The sequence below is a fragment of the Corynebacterium ureicelerivorans genome, assembly GCF_000747315.1.
In the GTDB taxonomy this organism is placed as follows: domain Bacteria; phylum Actinomycetota; class Actinomycetes; order Mycobacteriales; family Mycobacteriaceae; genus Corynebacterium; species Corynebacterium mucifaciens.
On record NZ_CP009215.1, the window covers coordinates 2,050,867 to 2,067,747 of the forward strand.

The window sequence follows — 16,881 nt, forward strand, 5'->3', positions numbered from 1 at the left end:
CTAGCCACCCGGTAGGGTGACACGGGTGAACCTGCGACGCCGACTTGCCACCTGCCTGGGCATCGTCGTCGCCTGCACCGCGCTCAACCTCGCCTCCCCCGTCGTGATAGCCAAGCAGCGCACCCTCACACCCGGCGAGTACACCGTGCAATTCACGGCGCTTGGCGACGGCGCTTCGCCCCACACCCGCACCGTCACCCTCACCGAGGCCCCCAAGAGCCTGAACGCGGTGGTGACCGTGGACGGCGACGAGGTGGATAGTTTCGCCATCGACCCCTCCACCGCCTTCCCCGCCAAGGGGCGCGCCGGGCTGGGTCCGCTCATGCCCTACCGCCCGGAGCGGCGCACGTACCCGCTGTTCGACCCGGCGACAGGCAGCGACGTTGCGCTGGACTACCTCGGGCCGGGCGCCGTGCGCGGGTTGGAGACGTACAAGTACGAGGCGGACATGTCCGACGGGTGCGTCCGCATCGTCGACGCTGAGCGTCACACCGGCCGCATCGTGGACGAGGTCTGGACCTGCGGCGAGGCCCAGTGGGTGCTTGCCGAGGCGACGAAGGCCGCGCAGGTAGAGGCCGCGCGCCGCGACGTGGCGTGGCTGCGCGGGCTGCAGGTGATGGCGGTGGTGACCCGCGCCATTGCCGCCGCAGCCTTCATCGCGGGCCTGGTGTTCTATGCCCGCCGGCGTTAGCCGCTGGTGGGCGCCGGCCTACGGCGCTGTGCTGGTGCTTGCGCTGACCTGGCCATTTTTCGTCCCCGGCGAGGCGTTCGCGCTGCGCGACATGATGGTCTTCGACGCCATGGCGCTCACCCGCGCTTCGCTGGGCTGGGGCGATCTGCCCGCCCGCAACGTGCCCCAAGACGCGCTGCTGGGCATCCTGCCGTGGCCCGTGCTGTTCGTGCGCGTGTTCATGGTCGCCGCCGCCGCGGGCGCCGCGTGGGCCGGGCACCGGCTGGGGCGCACCCCGCTCGGGCAGGCCGCGGCGATGACCGTGGCGGTGTGGAACCCGTTCGTGGTGGAGCGCCTGTTGCAGGGCCAGTGGTCCCTCGCCGCCGCGGCGTGGCTGCTGCCGTTCGTGGCGCTTGGCGTGCACCCGGTGTCGACGCTTGCGCACTGGCTGGCCTCGCTCACCCCGACCGGGGCGCTGGTGGCGGCGATGTTCGCGCGCGGGTGGCGGAGCCTGACGGTCGCGGTGCTGACCTGCCTGCCGTGGGTCGTCGCGGGGTTCGCCGCCTCCTCGCCGGGCACCTCGTCGGTGGCTGGGGCAGCCGCCTTCGCGCCGCGCGCCGAGGGGCACGTGGGCACGCTCGGTGCGCTGCTTGGCCTGGGCGGCATCTGGAACGGCCAGGCCGTGCCCCCGTCGCGCGCCGCCGGGTGGGCGCTGTTCGGCATAGCGCTCTTCGCACTGCTCGCCCTGAGCTGGCGTGCGGTTCCCCGGCGCTGGCTAGCGCTTGCCGGGGTCGGTTTCGCGCTCGCCGTGGCGTCGTGGACGGGGCTGACCGCGCCCATCGTCTCGCACGTTCCCGGCGCGGGCTTGCTTCGCGACGGGCAAAAGTGGCTCATCCTGGCCATCCCCGCCTTCGTCGCTGCCGCTGGCGCGCTCGAGCCCCGACGTGCGCTGGCCGCAGCCGCGTTTGCGGTGCTACAGGTTCCGGACGCGCCCGTCGCGCTCGCGGCACTTACCCCCACCACGGTGGACGTCCCCGCCGTCGACCACCGGGGCCGCGACGTTGTATTCGAGTCGCGCCCTACGCTCACCACTATCGACGGCCACCCAGTCGTCGACCCCGCCCCCAAAGCCATGAACGTGGTTGAATCCGGCGCGCTGACCGTGGACGGGGTGCCCGTGGACGCGCCGTCGCCGCGTTGGGTTGCGGCCCAGGCTGCCATCTCCGACCCTGTCCGCCTGCGGGAGCTCGGCATCGGCGTGGTGGTGCGCGCAGACGGCACGGTGATGGAGGCCGGCGCGCCCCCGCGCCCGCTGCCGCCGGCGGGAATTGCCCTGTTCGCCATGTGGTGCATGGTGCCGCTGATAACATGTGTCCGAGGTCACACGCGCATAAAAAGCGCCGTTGAACAGTAGGTTTACCTGACATAGTTGGCTTCAGACCATTAATGGTGCGGGCCAATCATTGATACCCTTGCATTACCGTCGCCCACTGCCTTAAAGTAAACGCAAGATGAACAACAGGTTACGTCCAATGCGTAGCCCCGAGCCGAATGAAGGAGCAGATAGCACTTCTGCAAGGAGGAACACCATGGCTAACAACATCGATTTCAGCATCATCCGCGAGCGAGCCCTGCGAAACATCCGCGAGGACCTGCTCACCGAGTTCGCCGGCCAGTTCGACGCCCTCGAGATCAACGACGCGTTCGATGCTGTCCTGCGCACCCACCGCAAGACCGCCAGCATCGAGGACTTCATCCCCGTCCTCGTCGAGGCCGAAATGCGCGACCGTTTCCGCGACGGCGAGCTGTTCCCCTCCGCGGCATAAAACCGCATAACGCTTAACGCCCAGCCCTTTTCAGCGGCTGGGCGTTTTGCTATGTTCGAATGAAACTGTCGGTAGCGGAAGGCCCACCGGCACCCAGCGAACGTCAACCCCACGCGCCCGGGGAAATGGACGCACTCATGGCGCCTTGTGGCCGTATCAGGGCTGAAGCGGTTCGATTCCGCTCACACGCACAACGCATGCGGCCTGCACGACGCACACGGGCACGACCCCCACCACAGGGTTGCACCGAGCACCATTTACTACCGCGACGTTGGGGGTGTCCCGGAGGCATCCGCGAGGGTTGGGAACGGGGACAGAAACGTACAAGGAGGCACAGATGCTGCTCGCAGAAGCGCTAGCGCGACGCGCCGAGGCGCAGGACCGCCTGAACAAGCTGCAGGAACGGCTAGTCAGCGGCGCGATGATCCAAGAGGGCGACACCCCGGTGGAAGACCCGGCGGCGCTGCTGGAGGAAGCCGCCGCGCTGCTGCAGGAAATTGAGACGCTCGTGCGCCGCATCAACCACACCAATGCGCAGACGGAGTTCGAAGGCGCCACGCTCACAGACGCCATCGCGCGCCGCGACGCGCTGCTGCGCTCCCGCCGCCTCTACGCCGCCGTCGCCGACGCGGGCACCATGACCGGCTCCCGCTACTCCCGTTCCGAGGTGCGCTTCTTGCCCGCCGTGGACGTGAAAGCACTGCGCGACATGGCCGACAGCGCCGCAAAGGCCTACCGGGAGCTGGACACGAAAATCCAGCAGCTCAACTGGACAACACAGCTGCGATAACCTGGGCGAACTTCCGGCCGGTTGCCTCCCAGGAAAACCGCGCCGCCCACGCCCGCGCCGCAGGGGCCATCGCTTCTCGACGCCCTACGGTCTCCCCGACCGCCTCCCCAAAATCCTCCCCGGGATAGACCAGCCGCCCGGTCTCGCCGTCGCGGATGGAATCGGCCACCCCGCCGGCAGACGCGTAGGCCACGGTGGGCACCCCGTGCTGCGCGGCCTCGATGACCGCGATGCCCCAGCCTTCCTTCCGCGACGGCAACACGTGGAGGTCGGCGCGCTCGAGCAGGGCGTGCTTGTACGGCTCAGAAACATGCCCGTGAAAGACCACCGTGTCGCCGTACGGGGCCGCATACTCGCGCAGCTCGTCCTCCCACCAGCCGGAACCCACCACGTCGAGCACTGCGCCATCTATCTGCGCCACCGCGTCGATGGCCTCCTCGATGCGCTTATGCGGCACGAGGCGCGACAGGGTGACCAGGTGCACCCTGTGGTCGTCCGGAAGCGTGGGCACTTCCTGGGGCACCGGATCCACGCCGTTTTCCACGATCTCGATGTCGCCTTCGCGCACCCCCAGCGCCACAAGGTCGCGTTTCGAGGCCTCCGAGACCGTCACGTACCGCGCACCTCTGTAGACGCGCGGCGCCACGCGCGACTCCAAGAACCACCCCAGCCTCCCGATCACCGGACCCGCCACCGGCCACTGCTCCTTGTGGCAGTGGTGCGTGAGCAGCACCACGGGTGTGCGGGTGAACAACCGCGCAAAGAACGGGATGCCGTTTTGCGTGTCCACCACCACGTCCGGGCGGTTGCGCCAGATCGACAGCGGCGCGGCTAGGTACACGCCGAACTTGCCGCCGGCACGCTCGTAGCGCACCCCGTCACGGCGCGACCGGCGCGCCGCGCCGGTGTGCTTCGCGGTCCGGTAAATCACCTCGTGGCCCTGCGCGGCGAGATACTCCCCGACACGCTCGAGGTAGCGCTCGGAACCGCCGCCCTGCGGGTGGGTTGAATCGCGCCAGCACATAAGCAGTATCTTCATCGCTATGCACCGTACCCGCCGGATGGCCACCCTCCGCCGCACCCTCCGGTTGCTGCGCGCGTTTTCCTACGAACAGTTCCGGCCGCGCATCTTCTACTCACTACTTGCCCGCGATACACGCTTGCTTCTCGACGCCATATCGCACGACCTCTCCTTCTCCCCTGCTCCGAGCTTGCGAGGTGCATCAGTGCTCGACGTCGGCGGCGGCCCAGGCTACTTCGCCGACGCGTTCGCCGACTGCTTCTACGTCGGCCTCGAGCCGAGCGTCTCCGAGCTCTCCGCCGCGGGCCAGACCGGCTTCAAGGCGGTACGCGGCGACGGTGCGGCGCTGCCCTTCGCCACCGACTCCTTCGACTTGGTGTACTCCTCCAACGTGGCCGAGCACATCCCCGACTGGCGGGCCATGGGCGAGGAGATGATGCGCGTGGTCAAGCCCGGCGGGCTGGTGGTGCTCAGCTACACCGTGTGGCTCGGGCCGTTCGGCGGCCACGAAACGGGGCTGTGGCAGCACTACGTGGGCGGGGACTACGCGCGCCGTCGATACGCGAAAGTGCACGGCCGCGACCCCAAGAACGTCTTCGGCGAGAACCTGTTCGCCGTCTCTGCCCGCGAGGGCCTGGAGTGGGCCGAGTCGACCGGGCAACTCGCCGCCGCCTTCCCGCGCTACCACCCGCGATGGGCGTGGTGGGTCACGCGGGTGCCGGTGCTCCGCGAGTTCGCGGTGTCTAACCTCGTGCTTGTCCTGCGGAAGAGTTAGTACTGCGGTTTTAACGCCAGGGTTTGTACTACATCGTTAGCGAACAGCGCCGGGGAAGCTGCTGTCGGAGGGCCGGCTCCTAGCCTCTCTTCGCGAACAGGTCGAGCCATCTGATCCTGCGCCTCAACGCAGGCGAAAAATGCAGCAGCTTTCCCGGGACCACTGAAATAGTGCGCTGCCCCCGTTAGCTTGATCCGGAAAAGCCCCTCCCCGGTTACTGAGGGTGATACTTCAACCCGATGGTCAGATCCCCGGCAACACCGGTTACGGCGGTTTCATCCCCGCCCAACTCGACAAAGACGGGGACCTGCCCAAAAAACACCCACCGCCGACCTCATGGCGGAACTTTCCACCATCGGATTCATCCGCTGGAATCCCGCCACCCGGGCCCACGTTCTGACCATGCCCACGGGATAGAGGGAGTACACCACCCGGGCCCATGCCCCCCGATGAAACTTTCCCCGCAGTGCAGGTGGGGAAACGATACGGTAAGAGTGACCCAGTACGCCGCTCGGCGAGCGGTCGCCGTAACCACCCCGGGAGCCCTGATCGATGGATTTCACCACCGCATTGCCCGACCCCCTGGATTTCACGTCCGGCCCGAAAAACTACCCGTCGATGACGATCGATTCCTTCAGTATCGGCGACACCACTTACTGGACCGCCCACGGTGAAGTCGAGATCGGGGGCATCCCGCGCTTTACCAAAGGCTCTATCGAAAGCGGTGTCTTCACCAGCCTGGAGATCTCGACGCTCCACCCGGGCGACACGTTTCTGGGTATCCCCCTGGCGCTGCGCCCCATCAGATTCCAAAACCAGTTGTCCGACATCGGCATCACCTCACTTAACGACGGGTCCTCAGTGACGCTTCCCGGACGCAACGTGAGCTTCTACATCTTCGAAAACGAACTGGCCTCCATCTGCTGGACGCCATCTCCCGCCCCAGACCAGGATTGACTCCACCCCGAAAGGCACACCCAGTGAACTTCACCACCAGACTCGAGCTGCCGTTCCAGCTGGGAGGGACAGTCGAAGAGAACATCAATCTGCTCGATGACCACTTCTTCAACAATAAGACGTTCGGCACGGATCTCGAGGGCTTCCTGATCACTGACCCGGGGGACGAGCAGGAAGAAACGTGGAAGATCGTCTCCATTATCGAAGACGGCAAGTGTGTAACTGCCCGATTCGATTTCGACAACGACAACGTCACCTTCGCCGATGTCCCCATCGGGCCGGATAACAGTGGGTCAGAAGAAGAGACTGCCGCGTCCCTGCGAGCTCAAGGTTTCGAGGTTATTGCGCAGAAATTCAGTCTGGTTCTACCCGAGCATTTCATCACCATCGAGCCGGGGTTAAACCTATGCTACTGGGACAGGAACCACTGGACGCTCGAGGAATTCCTCGAAGAAACCGTCGTACCCGAGTAACACCTCAGGCAAATGAGGAGTGGACCCCACTTGTTACCAGCGGGGACGTCATGACCGAGACAATCTCCGGCCATTCAACCCGGGGGTCAGCTGGCGGAGCAGCATTCAGGGAGAGCCATGATTTATGTGTTTCTTGGCGCAGTGGTCGCGCTATTCATATCCTTATGCATCATGGCAGTGGGGTGCTTAATCCACTTTCTAACTAAGCGAAAGGTGCTTTCCCCATACCGCTTCCTAACCATAATGACTCTATTAGCACCCGTTTTCCTGATTTATGACGTGCTTAGCGATGAGATGTGTAGCGGCCTTTTTAACTATGCGGTCAGCGGTTACTTAATTACCGCAGCCATCATCAGCTCCCTAGGGCGCATCATCGCGGATGGCCCCAGCGAAGCGCGGGAATAGGAGCGACCACTAGCAGAGAGAACGTTTACGCAGCGCCTCCCGCGAGGTATTTATACAAGGTGGTCCGCCCGATACCGAGCCGGCGGGCCACCTCCGCTTTGGGTACACCGCCCACCCACCCCCGGGCCTGAACCACTTGGGCATCGGTCAGAACCTTCGCCCGGGCAATCCCCTCGGCCTGGCGCTCCTTGATGATGGAGTGCTCAAACTCGGCGACACTGCCCACAAGCCCCAACGTCAGCTTGACGATCGGATCCGCCTGAACGGGGCAGGTCTAGCCCTCACGGAGGTACCACCACGGCCCTCCGCAAGCGCTTACTTCGATGCAGCGTGGATGCGCTCGTCGAGCTGCTTCAGCTGGTCGAAGATCTCCTGCGGCACCCGGGGGCCGAGGCCCTCGAGGTAGCGGCGGGAGTCCGCGACGTCTTCCTTCCACAGCTCCGGATCGGCGGTGAGCGCCTCGCGTACGTCCTCGATCGGGGTGTCTAGGCCGGTCAGGTCCAGGTCTTCCGCGCGGGCGGTGTGGCCGACAACAGTGTCATCGGCGCCGACCTTGCCCTCGATGCGGTCCACGACCCACTTGAGCACGCGGGAGTTGTCGCCGAAGCCCGGCCACAGGAAGCGGTCGTCGTCGCCGCGGCGGAACCAGTTGACCAGGAAGATGTCCGGCATGCGGTCGCCGCCCTTGGCGCCCATGTCCAGCCAGTGCTGGAAGTAGTCGCCCACGTTGTAGCCCATGAACGGCAGCATCGCCATCGGGTCGTGGCGCAGGGAGCCGACCTTGGCCTCCACGGACGCCGCGGTCTGGCCGGAGGAGAGCATCGCGCCGATCATGGTGCCGTGCTCCCAGCTGTGGGCCTGGGTCACCAACGGCACGGTGTCGGGGCGGCGGCCGCCGAAGAGGATCGCGTCGATCTTCACGCCCTGCCAGTCGTTGAACTCAGGCGCCGCAGCCGGGCACTGTTCGATGGCCACGCAGTAGCGGGAGTTCGGGTGGGCCGCCTTCGAGGAGGAGCCGGGGGTCCAGTCCTCGCCGCGCCAGTCGGTCAGGTGGGCGGGTGTCTCACCGTCCATGCCCTCCCACCACACGTCGCCGTCGTCAGTGAGCGCAACGTTGGTGAACAAGACGTTGCCCGGCTCCATGCTTTGCATGGCAATCGGGTTCGAGGCGTAGTTCGTGCCCGGCGCAACGCCGAAGAAGCCGTTTTCCGGGTTCACGGCGTACAGGCCGTCCTCACGCAGGTGCATCCAGGCGATGTCGTCACCCACGACCTCGGCGGTCCAGCCTTCGAGCGTCGGGGTGATCATGGCCAGGTTGGTCTTGCCGCACGCGGACGGGAAGGCGGCCGCGATGTGGTACGCCTTGCCCTCCGGGGAGGTGAGTTTCAGGATGAGCATGTGCTCGGCCATCCAGCCTTCTTCCTTCGCCATCACGGACGCGATGCGCAGCGCGAAGCACTTCTTGGCCAGGATGGCGTTGCCGCCGTAGCCGGAGCCGAAGGACCAGATCTCCTTCGTCTCCGGGAACTGGGAGATGTACTTCGTGTCGTTGCACGGCCACGCCACGTCCTCCTGGCCGGGCTCGAGCGGAGCGCCCACGGAGTGGAGGCAGTGCACGAAGTTGTCGCCTTCGATCTTCTCCAGCGCCTGAGTGCCCATTCGGGTCATGATCCGCATGGAGAGCACGACGTAGGCGGAGTCCGTCAGCTGCACCCCCAGCTTCGGGTTCGGGTCAGAGATCGGGCCCATGCAGAACGGCACGACGTACATGGTGCGACCGCGCATGGAACCCTTGAAGTGTTCCAGCATCTCCTCTTTCAGCGCCGCGGGCTTCATCCAGTTGTTGGTCGGGCCCGCGTCCTCTTCGTTCTCGGTGGAGATGAAGGTGCGGGACTCCACGCGTGCGACATCGGAGGGGTGTGAACGCGCGAGGAACGAGTTGGGGCGCTTCTCCTCGTTGAGCTTGATCAGTGTGCCGGCGTCCACGAGCTCGGCGGTGAGGCGGTCCCATTCTTCGCGCGAGCCGTCAGCGAAGACCACCTTGTCCGGCTCGAAGAGGTCGACCGCCTCGTTGATCCAAGCAATGAGTTGCTCGTTGTCCGTGGGGTTGTGCCCCTCCAGGCGCGTGATTTCGGCGGTCATCGGTACTCCTTGTTCAACTGGTTATGGCCAGTGCGCGTACGAAATTCATCGTTGTTGTGGTCTCAGAGTATCGAAACGGGCGTTCATCTGGCTAAAAGTTTCCACCATTCGGGCCCTGCCGGATATAACCAGCATGGCCAAGCATGACCTTTAGCGGGAACGGGGGTGAGCCCCTACCCCCGACACCTGTTCTCGGGCGCCCGCTTGACGACGCCTTCGGGGGTAACGCCCGGCGCTTGCGTTTGCCCAGTTCATGTGGACAATGAACCTAATGAATAATACTGAAAACCAGCGTCCGGGAACGGGCGAATTGCCGGCGGGGCGTCCGCTGCAAACCGAGTTCGACACCGGGTTGGACTACCCGCGGCTGGGGTCGGTGACCTTCCGCCGCGGCACGCTCACCGAGAACCAGGAGGCGCTGTTCGACGAGCACTGGCCGCGCCTGGGACGCGTCCTCGCCGAGGGCTCGGACGAGCGCATCGACATCGACGAGTGGTTCGGCCGCTCCGGCCACCCCACCATCGTGGAGATCGGTTCCGGCACCGGCACCTCCACCGCCGCGATGGCGCCGCTGGAGGCGGACACCAACATCATCGCCGTGGAGCTGTACAAACCGGGCCTGGCCAAGCTGCTCGGCGCTGTGGTGCGCGGCGGCATCGACAACATCCGCATGGTACGCGGCGACGGCGTGGAAGTCTTGGCCCGCATGTTCGGGGAGGAATCCTTAGACGGCGTGCGCATCTTCTTCCCGGACCCGTGGCCGAAGGCGCGTCACCACAAGCGCCGCATCATCCAGTCCGGCACGCTGAACCTCATCGCCACCCGCCTGAAGCCCGGCGGAGTGCTGCACGTTGCCACAGACCACGCGGACTACGCGGCGTGGATCGACGAGCTGGTTGGCGTCGAGCCGTCGCTCGAGTACAAGGGCTGGCCGTGGGCGGAGGCCCCGCTGCTGACGGACCGCCAAGTCATCACCAAGTTCGAGGGCAAGGGCCTGGACAAAGACCACGTCATCCGCGAGTACCTCTGGGAGAAGAAGTGATGGACCTGCAAACGCTGACGCACCCGTACACCCCCGGGGCAGCCGCCGGCCCGGAGAGCTACTTGCTGGTCTGGGACGCACCGAACCTGGACATGGGCCTCGGCGCCATCCTGGGCGGGCGGCCCACCGCCGCGCACCGCCCGCGCTTCGACGCCATCGGCCGCTGGCTCATCGACGAAGCCGAGGCCCGTTCGGACGAGCTCGGGCGCGACGTCGAACCGGAGGCGACGGTCTTCACCAATGTCGCAGCGGCCAGCGCGGACGCGATCCGCCCGTGGGTGGAGGCGCTGCGCAACGTCGGTTTCGCCGTCTTTGCCAAGCCAAAGAGCGACGATGACTCGGACGTGGACCACGACATGCTCGCCCACATCGAGCGCCGCCGCGACGAGGGCGTGCTCCAGGGCGTGGTGGTGGCCTCCGCAGACGGCCAGAACTTCCAGAAACCGCTGCTCGAGCTGGTTCGCGACGGCATCCCGGTCACTGTCCTCGGCTTCCACGAGCACGCCTCGTGGGCTGTGAACTCGCCGGACGTGGAGTTCGTGGATCTGGAGGACATCCCCGGCGTGTTCCAGAACCCGCTGCCGCGCGTGAACCTGGACAAGCTGCCGGAGGGCGGCGCCTGGCTGCAGCCGTTCCGCCCGCTGAAATCCCTGCTGCACAACACCCGCGACTAGGAGGCCGTCTGTGTTTTACAAGTGGGGCCATTTCGCCTACCGCCACCGCCGGATCATCCCGGTGCTGGTAATCGCCCTCATTGTGGCCATGCAGGTGCTGTTCGGCTCCAAGCTGGGCGAGCGCCTCTCCCAGGAGGGCTGGGAAGATCCGGGCGCGGACTCGACCGCCGCCGCGGCGATCGAGCAGGAGACGTTCGGCCGCGACAACTCGGGCGATGTGATTGTGCTGGTGTCGTCGCCGGAGGGCGTCGATAGGCAGGAGCTTATCGACGCAGCGAACGCCCACACCACCTCCCTGCGTGAGCAATACCCGGACCAGATCGACCACATCACCAGCTACTTCGAGCGCCCGAACCCGCAGCTGGCCAACGAGGACCACACCAAGGCGTTCGCCGCCATCGGGCTCAAGGGCGACGGGGAGCAGACGCTGAAGGACCTGCGCACCATCAAGCCCGCGCTCGAGGATATGGAGCTGCCGGGCGCCACCGTGCAGATCGCCGGCGCGACAGCCGTGGCCGACGCGCTGGACGAGGGCATGGCCGGCGACATCGCCCGCGCTGAGAAAGTCGGCCTCATCTTCGTGGCTGTGATCCTGCTGTTCGTCTTCGGCGGCGTGGTGGCCGCAGGCATGCCGCTGATCGTGGGCATCCTCTCCATCCTGGGCTCGCTGTCGCTGCTGGCGGTGTTGGCGAAGTACCAGCAGGTGAACATCTTCTCCCAGTCCATCATCACGCTGCTGGGGCTGGGCCTGGCCATCGATTACGGCCTGTTCATGGTCTCCCGCTTCCGCGAGGAGTTGGACCGCGGCCGCGAGGTGGAGGAGGCGGTAGCGGTGACCACCAACACCGCCGGCAAGACCGTGTTCTTCTCCGCGCTCATGGTGGGCGTGGCGCTGTCCGGGCTGCTGATGTTCCCACAGGCGTTTTTGAAGTCCGTGGCGTACGGCGCGATGAGCGCGGTGGTGCTCGCCGCCGTGATCTCCGTGGCGGTGCTGCCGGCGCTGTTCGGCATGCTGGGACCGCGCATCGACATGTGGTCGGTGCGTCGTCGCTCTTCGCGTCGCGACGACGAGATAGAGAACAATGCCTGGTACAAGATCCCCCGGTGGGCAATGCGCCACGCCAAGGCCGTCGTGGTCGGTTGCGCGGCGCTTTTGCTCCTGCTCACCGTGCCGATCGTGGGCATTTCCTTCGGCGGCATCAACGAGACCTACCTGCCTCCCACCCAGCAAACCCGCCAGGCGCAGGACGAGTTCAACGAGGAGTTCCCCGCCTTCCGCACCGACCCGGTTAAGCTCGTGGTCACCGGCGCCAACAACGAGCAGCTGGTGGACATCGTGGTGCAGGCCCGCCAGGTCGAGGGCCTTGCCGCCCCGTTGAAGCCCGCGCACGCCACGCAGGACGGCACGACGGTGCTCTCGGCGCCGCTGGCGGACAGGACCGAAGGTGCGGACGTCGTCAAGCAGCTGCGCAACATCAACGCCCCCGATGGCGTGCAGACGTACGTGTCCGGCACCCCGGCGATGGAGGTGGAATCCATCGAAGCGCTGCTGAAGCGCCTGCCGTGGATGGCGCTGTACATGGTCATCGCCACATTCCTGCTCATGGCGCTGGTCTTCGGCTCCGTGATCCTGCCAGCGAAGGCCGTGATCATGAACGTCCTCGGCATCGGCGCCACGCTCGGCTTCCTCACCGCCGTGTTTGTCGACGGCATCGGCGCCGGCGCACTGAACTTCACGCCGGGGCCGCTGATGAGCCCGATTCTGGTGCTGATCATCTCCATCCTCTACGGGCTGTCCACGGACTACGAGGTCTTCCTGGTCTCGCGCATGGTGGAAGCGCGCCAGAACGGCGAAAGCACCGACGAAGCCATCGCCCGCGGCACCGCGCGCACCGGCGGCATCATCACCGCCGCCGCCGCGATCATGATCGTGGTCGCCGCCGCATTCGCGCTCTCCGAGATCGTGATGATGAAGTACATCGCCTACGGCATGATCTTCTCGCTTGCCCTCGACGCCACCCTGATCCGCCTCCTGTTCGTGCCGGCCGTGATGCACCTGCTGCGCGAGGACAACTGGTGGGCGCCGCAGTGGGTCAAGCGCGCCGCGGGTGCGTTGGGCGAGGGCTCGCGCCTGCCCGCGCCCGCCGCGGGAGAGACCCCGATCACCGGCGTGGTCCCCGACACCCAGCCCGGCCGCGCGGGGGTCAGCGTGTCCGAAGACGCCTCCCTGGTGCCGTTCCAGCAACTCATGCGCGACCTGGAAGAGCGCCGCGCCTTGGAGCAGCTGAAGAAGAAGGAACTTGAACGCTAACTCGCGCCAGTGGCTGCGCTGGCTCGCGCCGGTCGCCCTCTTGGCGGTCGTACTGGTGGTGCTGCGCGACCAGCTGCCGTTTTTCGGGGAGGCCTGGGAGGCGGTGCGGGCGGCGCAGCTCGGGCCGCTGCTCTGGGCGGTTGCGGCGGCGGTGCTGTCGCTTGTGGCCATGTCCGGGGTCATGCAGATCCTGCTCAACGTGGAAGGCCGCATCGCGGGTGTTGCGGGCACGAACGCGATTGTGTTCGCCTCTAACGCGTGGTCCACGACGGTGCCGGGCGGGCCGGCGATCTCCGCGTGGCTCACGTACCGCGTGCACCGCTCCTGGGGCGCGTCGGTGGGGCTGTGTGGCTGGTTCTTCGTGGTCTCCGGGGCGCTGTCCACGGTGTGGATGGTGCTCATCGGCGTTGTCGCCGTCGCCCTGCTGGGGGCAGAGCTGTCCGTGTGGGCGCTGGCGGCGTCGTTGGCTGCGGCCGCGGCGACGATCGGCGCGGTGTTCTGGGCCACGCGCCACCCCGCCGCGTTGAAGCGGTGGGTGCGGCATGTGCCGGAGAAGGTGCGCGGGCGCCTCGTCGACGTGATCGACCAGGTCGCCGCTATCCGGATCTCGGCTCCGTCGTTTGCCGCGGCCGCGGGGCTGTCGCTCGCGAACCGGCTGCTTGATCTGGCCACGATGATGTGTTCCGTGTGGGCGGTTGCCGGCGCGGATGTGCCTGTTGCGGGCGTGTGCCTGGCGTTCATCATGACCAAACTCGCCGGCTCCGCCCAGATCACCCCCGGGGGCGTGGGCACCGTGGAGCCGGTCGCGGTGGGCATGCTCGTGGCCGGCGGGTTGCCGCTTGCGCAAGCGACCGCGGCGACGGTGGTCTACCGGGCGGTGTCGTTTGTCCTCATCACGGCAATTGGGTGGGTGGTCTACGCCGCGGTGTACGCCGGGCGCGGCTTCATGGTCGGGCGCCCGTCCGCAGGCGACGCCGTCTGAGCTGGCGTGACGTTTTATCTTGCGCGCGGTGCGCAACTTGGGTCTATGGTGGCCCTACATGAGCGTTTCCAGCATGTTTTCCGGTCGCAGCGTGGATTTTGAACGCGTCGTGCCCATTGGCTGGCACGCGCACGAGGAAGGGGTTGCCGCGCTCCTGGACAGCTTTCGGAGGGTGCCGGACGGCCAGCGGGTGCGCCTGGCCAAAACGACGTCGAACCTCTTTCGCTCCCGCGACGACGGCAGCGCCGGGCTCGACGTGGAGGGCCTGCGTGGCGTCATCGCCGTCGACCCAGTGACGAAAACCGCCGACGTGCAAGGCATGTGCACCTACGAAGACTTGGTCGACGCGACCCTGCCGTACGGCCTCGCGCCGCTGGTGGTGCCGCAGCTGAAAACCATCACACTCGGCGGCGCCGTCTCCGGCATGGGTGTGGAGTCCACCTCCTTCCGCAACGGCCTGCCGCACGAGTCCGTGCTCGAGATGGACGTGCTCGTGGGCACCGGCGACATCGTCACCTGCTCGCGCGAGGACAACGTCGCGCTCTTCCGCGCGTTCCCGAACTCGTACGGCTCACTTGGCTACGCGGTGCGCCTGACCATCGAGCTCGAGGAGGTCGAGCCACTCATCGAACTCCAGCACGTGCGTTACGACGACCTCACGGCTTTCCAGGACGCCCTGGCCGATGCCGCCGCCACCGGCGAGTGGGGCGGACGCGCCCTGCACGGCCTCGACGCCGTCGCGTTCTCCCCCGCCGAGCAGTACATCGTCTGCGCCTTCCAGGTGGGCGAGGCGCCGGGAACCTCCGACTACACGCGCGACGCCGTGTACTACCGCTCGCTGCAGCACCCGTCCGGCGTGCTCCACGACTTTCTCACTATCCGCGACTACATCTGGCGCTGGGACACCGACTGGTTCTGGTGCTCCCGCGCCTTCGGCACCCAGAACCCCAAAGTGCGCACGCTCTGGCCGCGCGAGCTGCGCCGCAGCGCGTTCTACTGGAAACTCGTGGGCCTGGACAAGAAGTACGACCTGGAGTACCGGTTCCTGAAGAAGCCGAAGGGCCTGCCGCGCACCGAGCGCGTCGTGCAAGACATTGAGGTGCGCGACACGCAGGTCGCCGTGTTCCTCGACTGGTTTTTCAAGGCCAGCGACATCGAGCCGGTCTGGCTGTGCCCGATCCGGCTGCGCGACGGCGTCGACACGCTCGCTGGCGTCGGGCTCGACGAGGAGGCGCCCTGGCCGCTCTACCCCCTCGAGCCGGCGACGACATGGGTGAACGTCGGCTTCTGGTCCGGCGTCCCGGAGGTGGAGCCGGGGGCCTTCAACAAGGTCATCGAGCGAAAGGTCTCGGCCCTCGGCGGGCACAAGTCCCTGTACTCGGAGGCGTTCTACGACCGCGCCGAGTTCGAGCGCCTCTACGGCGGGGACCTGCCGGAGCGGATGAAGGCCCAGTACGACCCAGACCGGCGCTTCCCGGGCCTGTACGAAAAGACAGTGGAAAACGCGTAGGAGAATGACCATGCAGATGACCGTGGCGGATATCGTCGATACCCTCTTCCCCGCTGGCACCCCGTTCAAGTGGGAGGCCTTCGACGGCTCATCAACGGGCCCGGCGGACGCCAAGCACACCGTGAAGGTAAACAGCCCCGAGGGCCTGTCCTACATTGTCACCCACCCCGGCGACGTCGGGCTCGCCCGCGCCTGGGTCACCGACGGCCTCGCGGTTGAAGGCGCGCACTTGGCGCACCCCTACGACGTCTTCGACGACATGCGCACCCTCTACAACAACTACAAGCGGCCCAACCCGCGCGAACTCGTCCGCATCGCGCGCTCCCTGCGCTCCATGGGCGCACTGCAGATCCAGCCCATCCCGGAGGCGGAGCAGGCCTCCTGGCTCGAGCGCACCATCCGCCAGGGCCTCGCCCCGCACTCGAAAGAACGCGACGCCCAGGTCATCTCGTCCCACTACGACGTGGGCAACGACTTCTACGAGCTGTTCCTCGGCGACTCCATGGCCTACACCTGCGCCTACTACCCCACCCCGGACGCCACGCTCGACGAGGCGCAGGAAAACAAGTTCCGCCTCGTCTTTGAAAAGATGAACCTCAAGCCAGGCGACAAGCACCTCGACGTCGGCTGTGGCTGGGGCTCCATGGTGCGTTACGCCGCCCGCCAGGGCGTGAAGTCCCTCGGCGTCACCCTGTCGAAGGAGCAGGCCGAGTGGGCGCAGGCAAAGATCAAGGAAGAGGGCCTCGAGGACCTCGCGGAGGTGCGCTTTATGGACTACCGCGACGTCACCGAGACCGGATTCGACGGCATCTCCTCGATCGGCCTGCTCGAGCACATCGGGGTGAAAAACTACGCCTCGTACTTCGAGTTCCTCGCCGGCAAGCTGCGCCCGGGCGGCGTGATGGTCAACCACTGCATCACCTACCCGGACAACCACAAGACGCCGCAGGGCGACTTCATCAACCGCTACATCTTCCCGGACGGCGAGCTCACCGGCTCCGGCACGATCATTTACGAGATGCAGGACCATGGCTTCGAGGTCTTCCACGAGGAGAACATCCGCTTCGACTACATGCGCACGCTGCACGACTGGTGTGAGAACCTCAAGGCCAATTGGGACGAGGCAGTCGCGCTCGTCGGCGAGAACACCGCCAAGTTGTGGGGCATGTACATGGCGGGCTCCGAATGGGGTTTCGAGCACGACGTCGTGGAGCTGCACCAGGTCGTGGGCATCAAGCTTGCTAGCGACGGCTCCCGCGCCGGCACGCCTGAGCGCCGGTGGTGGAACGACTCGGTGTTCTAG

At 66.4% G+C, this 16,881-nt stretch carries 16 protein-coding genes; 13 read left to right on the forward strand and 3 right to left on the reverse strand.

Annotated elements, in window-relative coordinates; genetic code table 11:
• Window positions 1-25: 25 nt before the first annotated feature.
• From CUREI_RS10105 to CUREI_RS10120, 4 genes are all read left to right on the forward strand, one after another.
• Window positions 26-691 carry a porin PorA family protein gene (locus tag CUREI_RS10105; RefSeq protein ID WP_038613199.1) on the forward strand — a complete coding sequence of 222 codons (666 nt, stop codon included), beginning with the start codon at window positions 26-28 and terminating at the stop codon, window positions 689-691.
• Window positions 675-2,084, forward strand: coding sequence for a hypothetical protein (locus CUREI_RS10110; RefSeq protein ID WP_051952340.1), 1,410 nt, complete (start codon window positions 675-677; stop codon window positions 2,082-2,084). Before CUREI_RS10105 ends, CUREI_RS10110 begins: the two co-directional genes overlap by 17 nt.
• A 175-nt stretch (window positions 2,085-2,259) precedes the next feature.
• Window positions 2,260-2,496 (forward strand): three-helix bundle dimerization domain-containing protein, encoded by a 237-nt coding sequence (locus CUREI_RS10115; RefSeq protein ID WP_038613201.1) that lies wholly within the window; start codon window positions 2,260-2,262, stop codon window positions 2,494-2,496.
• A gap of 337 nt (window positions 2,497-2,833) precedes the next feature.
• Window positions 2,834-3,286, forward strand: a complete 453-nt coding sequence (locus CUREI_RS10120) for a DIP1984 family protein (RefSeq protein WP_038613203.1) — start codon at window positions 2,834-2,836, stop codon at window positions 3,284-3,286.
• Here the strand turns inward: CUREI_RS10120 and CUREI_RS10125 are convergent.
• Entirely contained in the window at window positions 3,261-4,325 is a 1,065-nt protein-coding gene (locus CUREI_RS10125; RefSeq protein WP_038613205.1) for a glycosyltransferase family 4 protein, read from the reverse strand. The genes CUREI_RS10120 and CUREI_RS10125 overlap by 26 nt on opposite strands.
• Window positions 4,326-4,329: 4 nt before the next feature.
• On the opposite strand from CUREI_RS10125, the gene CUREI_RS10130 reads away from it, so the two are divergent.
• The 3 genes from CUREI_RS10130 to CUREI_RS10140 all read left to right on the forward strand — a co-directional run bounded on the left by CUREI_RS10130 (window position 4,330) and on the right by CUREI_RS10140 (window position 6,512).
• Complete coding sequence (locus CUREI_RS10130; protein WP_038613207.1) at window positions 4,330-5,082, forward strand: class I SAM-dependent methyltransferase; 753 nt, start codon at window positions 4,330-4,332, stop codon at window positions 5,080-5,082.
• 552 nt (window positions 5,083-5,634) lie between these two features.
• Window positions 5,635-6,039, forward strand: coding sequence for a hypothetical protein (locus CUREI_RS10135; RefSeq protein ID WP_038613209.1), 405 nt, complete (start codon window positions 5,635-5,637; stop codon window positions 6,037-6,039).
• A gap of 23 nt (window positions 6,040-6,062) precedes the next feature.
• Window positions 6,063-6,512 carry a hypothetical protein gene (locus CUREI_RS10140; RefSeq protein WP_038613211.1) on the forward strand — a complete coding sequence of 150 codons (450 nt, stop codon included), beginning with the start codon at window positions 6,063-6,065 and terminating at the stop codon, window positions 6,510-6,512.
• 430 nt (window positions 6,513-6,942) lie between these two features.
• Here CUREI_RS10140 and CUREI_RS10150 read toward each other — a convergent pair whose 3' ends face one another.
• Window positions 6,943-7,143: a helix-turn-helix domain-containing protein gene (locus CUREI_RS10150; RefSeq protein ID WP_236627192.1), complete on the reverse strand. Its 201-nt coding sequence runs from the start codon at window positions 7,141-7,143 to the stop codon at window positions 6,943-6,945.
• An 89-nt stretch (window positions 7,144-7,232) separates the two neighbouring features.
• Complete coding sequence (locus CUREI_RS10155) at window positions 7,233-9,059, reverse strand: phosphoenolpyruvate carboxykinase (GTP) (RefSeq protein WP_038613217.1); 1,827 nt, start codon at window positions 9,057-9,059, stop codon at window positions 7,233-7,235.
• A 271-nt stretch (window positions 9,060-9,330) separates the two neighbouring features.
• Between CUREI_RS10155 and trmB the strand changes: the two genes are divergently transcribed.
• From trmB to CUREI_RS10185, 6 genes are read left to right on the forward strand one after another with little or no spacing between them, the layout of a single operon-like run.
• Window positions 9,331-10,101 (forward strand): tRNA (guanosine(46)-N7)-methyltransferase TrmB, encoded by a 771-nt coding sequence (gene trmB / locus CUREI_RS10160; protein ID WP_038613219.1) that lies wholly within the window; start codon window positions 9,331-9,333, stop codon window positions 10,099-10,101.
• Window positions 10,101-10,775, forward strand: coding sequence for an NYN domain-containing protein (locus CUREI_RS10165; RefSeq protein WP_407919159.1), 675 nt, complete (start codon window positions 10,101-10,103; stop codon window positions 10,773-10,775). Before trmB ends, CUREI_RS10165 begins: the two co-directional genes overlap by 1 nt.
• 10 nt (window positions 10,776-10,785) lie before the next feature.
• A complete protein-coding gene (locus tag CUREI_RS10170) occupies window positions 10,786-13,086 on the forward strand; it encodes an MMPL family transporter (protein ID WP_038613223.1) in 2,301 nt (766 codons plus the stop codon).
• A complete protein-coding gene (locus tag CUREI_RS10175) occupies window positions 13,076-14,068 on the forward strand; it encodes a lysylphosphatidylglycerol synthase transmembrane domain-containing protein (protein ID WP_038613224.1) in 993 nt (330 codons plus the stop codon). Before CUREI_RS10170 ends, CUREI_RS10175 begins: the two co-directional genes overlap by 11 nt.
• Before the next feature lie 58 nt (window positions 14,069-14,126).
• The gene (locus CUREI_RS10180; protein ID WP_051952342.1) at window positions 14,127-15,578 is read left to right on the forward strand and encodes an FAD-binding oxidoreductase; all 1,452 of its coding nucleotides are present in this window, start codon (window positions 14,127-14,129) and stop codon (window positions 15,576-15,578) included.
• A gap of 16 nt (window positions 15,579-15,594) precedes the next feature.
• Window positions 15,595-16,881: an SAM-dependent methyltransferase gene (locus CUREI_RS10185; protein ID WP_144242496.1), complete on the forward strand. Its 1,287-nt coding sequence runs from the start codon at window positions 15,595-15,597 to the stop codon at window positions 16,879-16,881.

Bases quoted from the DNA above. Each gene is read 5' to 3' on its own strand.
- CUREI_RS10110 (WP_051952340.1), top strand. From the start codon at position 675: ATGCCCGCCGGCGTTAGCCGCTGGTGGGCGCCGGCCTACGGCGCTGTG.
- CUREI_RS10115 (WP_038613201.1), top strand. From the start codon at position 2,260: ATGGCTAACAACATCGATTTCAGCATCATCCGCGAGCGAGCCCTGCGA.
- CUREI_RS10120 (WP_038613203.1), top strand. From the start codon at position 2,834: ATGCTGCTCGCAGAAGCGCTAGCGCGACGCGCCGAGGCGCAGGACCGC.
- CUREI_RS10125 (WP_038613205.1), bottom strand. From the start codon at position 4,325: ATGAAGATACTGCTTATGTGCTGGCGCGATTCAACCCACCCGCAGGGC.
- CUREI_RS10130 (WP_038613207.1), top strand. From the start codon at position 4,330: ATGCACCGTACCCGCCGGATGGCCACCCTCCGCCGCACCCTCCGGTTG.
- CUREI_RS10135 (WP_038613209.1), top strand. From the start codon at position 5,635: ATGGATTTCACCACCGCATTGCCCGACCCCCTGGATTTCACGTCCGGC.
- CUREI_RS10155 (WP_038613217.1), bottom strand. From the start codon at position 9,059: ATGACCGCCGAAATCACGCGCCTGGAGGGGCACAACCCCACGGACAAC.
- trmB (WP_038613219.1), top strand. From the start codon at position 9,331: ATGAATAATACTGAAAACCAGCGTCCGGGAACGGGCGAATTGCCGGCG.
- CUREI_RS10165 (WP_407919159.1), top strand. From the start codon at position 10,101: ATGGACCTGCAAACGCTGACGCACCCGTACACCCCCGGGGCAGCCGCC.
- CUREI_RS10180 (WP_051952342.1), top strand. From the start codon at position 14,127: ATGAGCGTTTCCAGCATGTTTTCCGGTCGCAGCGTGGATTTTGAACGC.
- CUREI_RS10185 (WP_144242496.1), top strand. From the start codon at position 15,595: ATGACCGTGGCGGATATCGTCGATACCCTCTTCCCCGCTGGCACCCCG.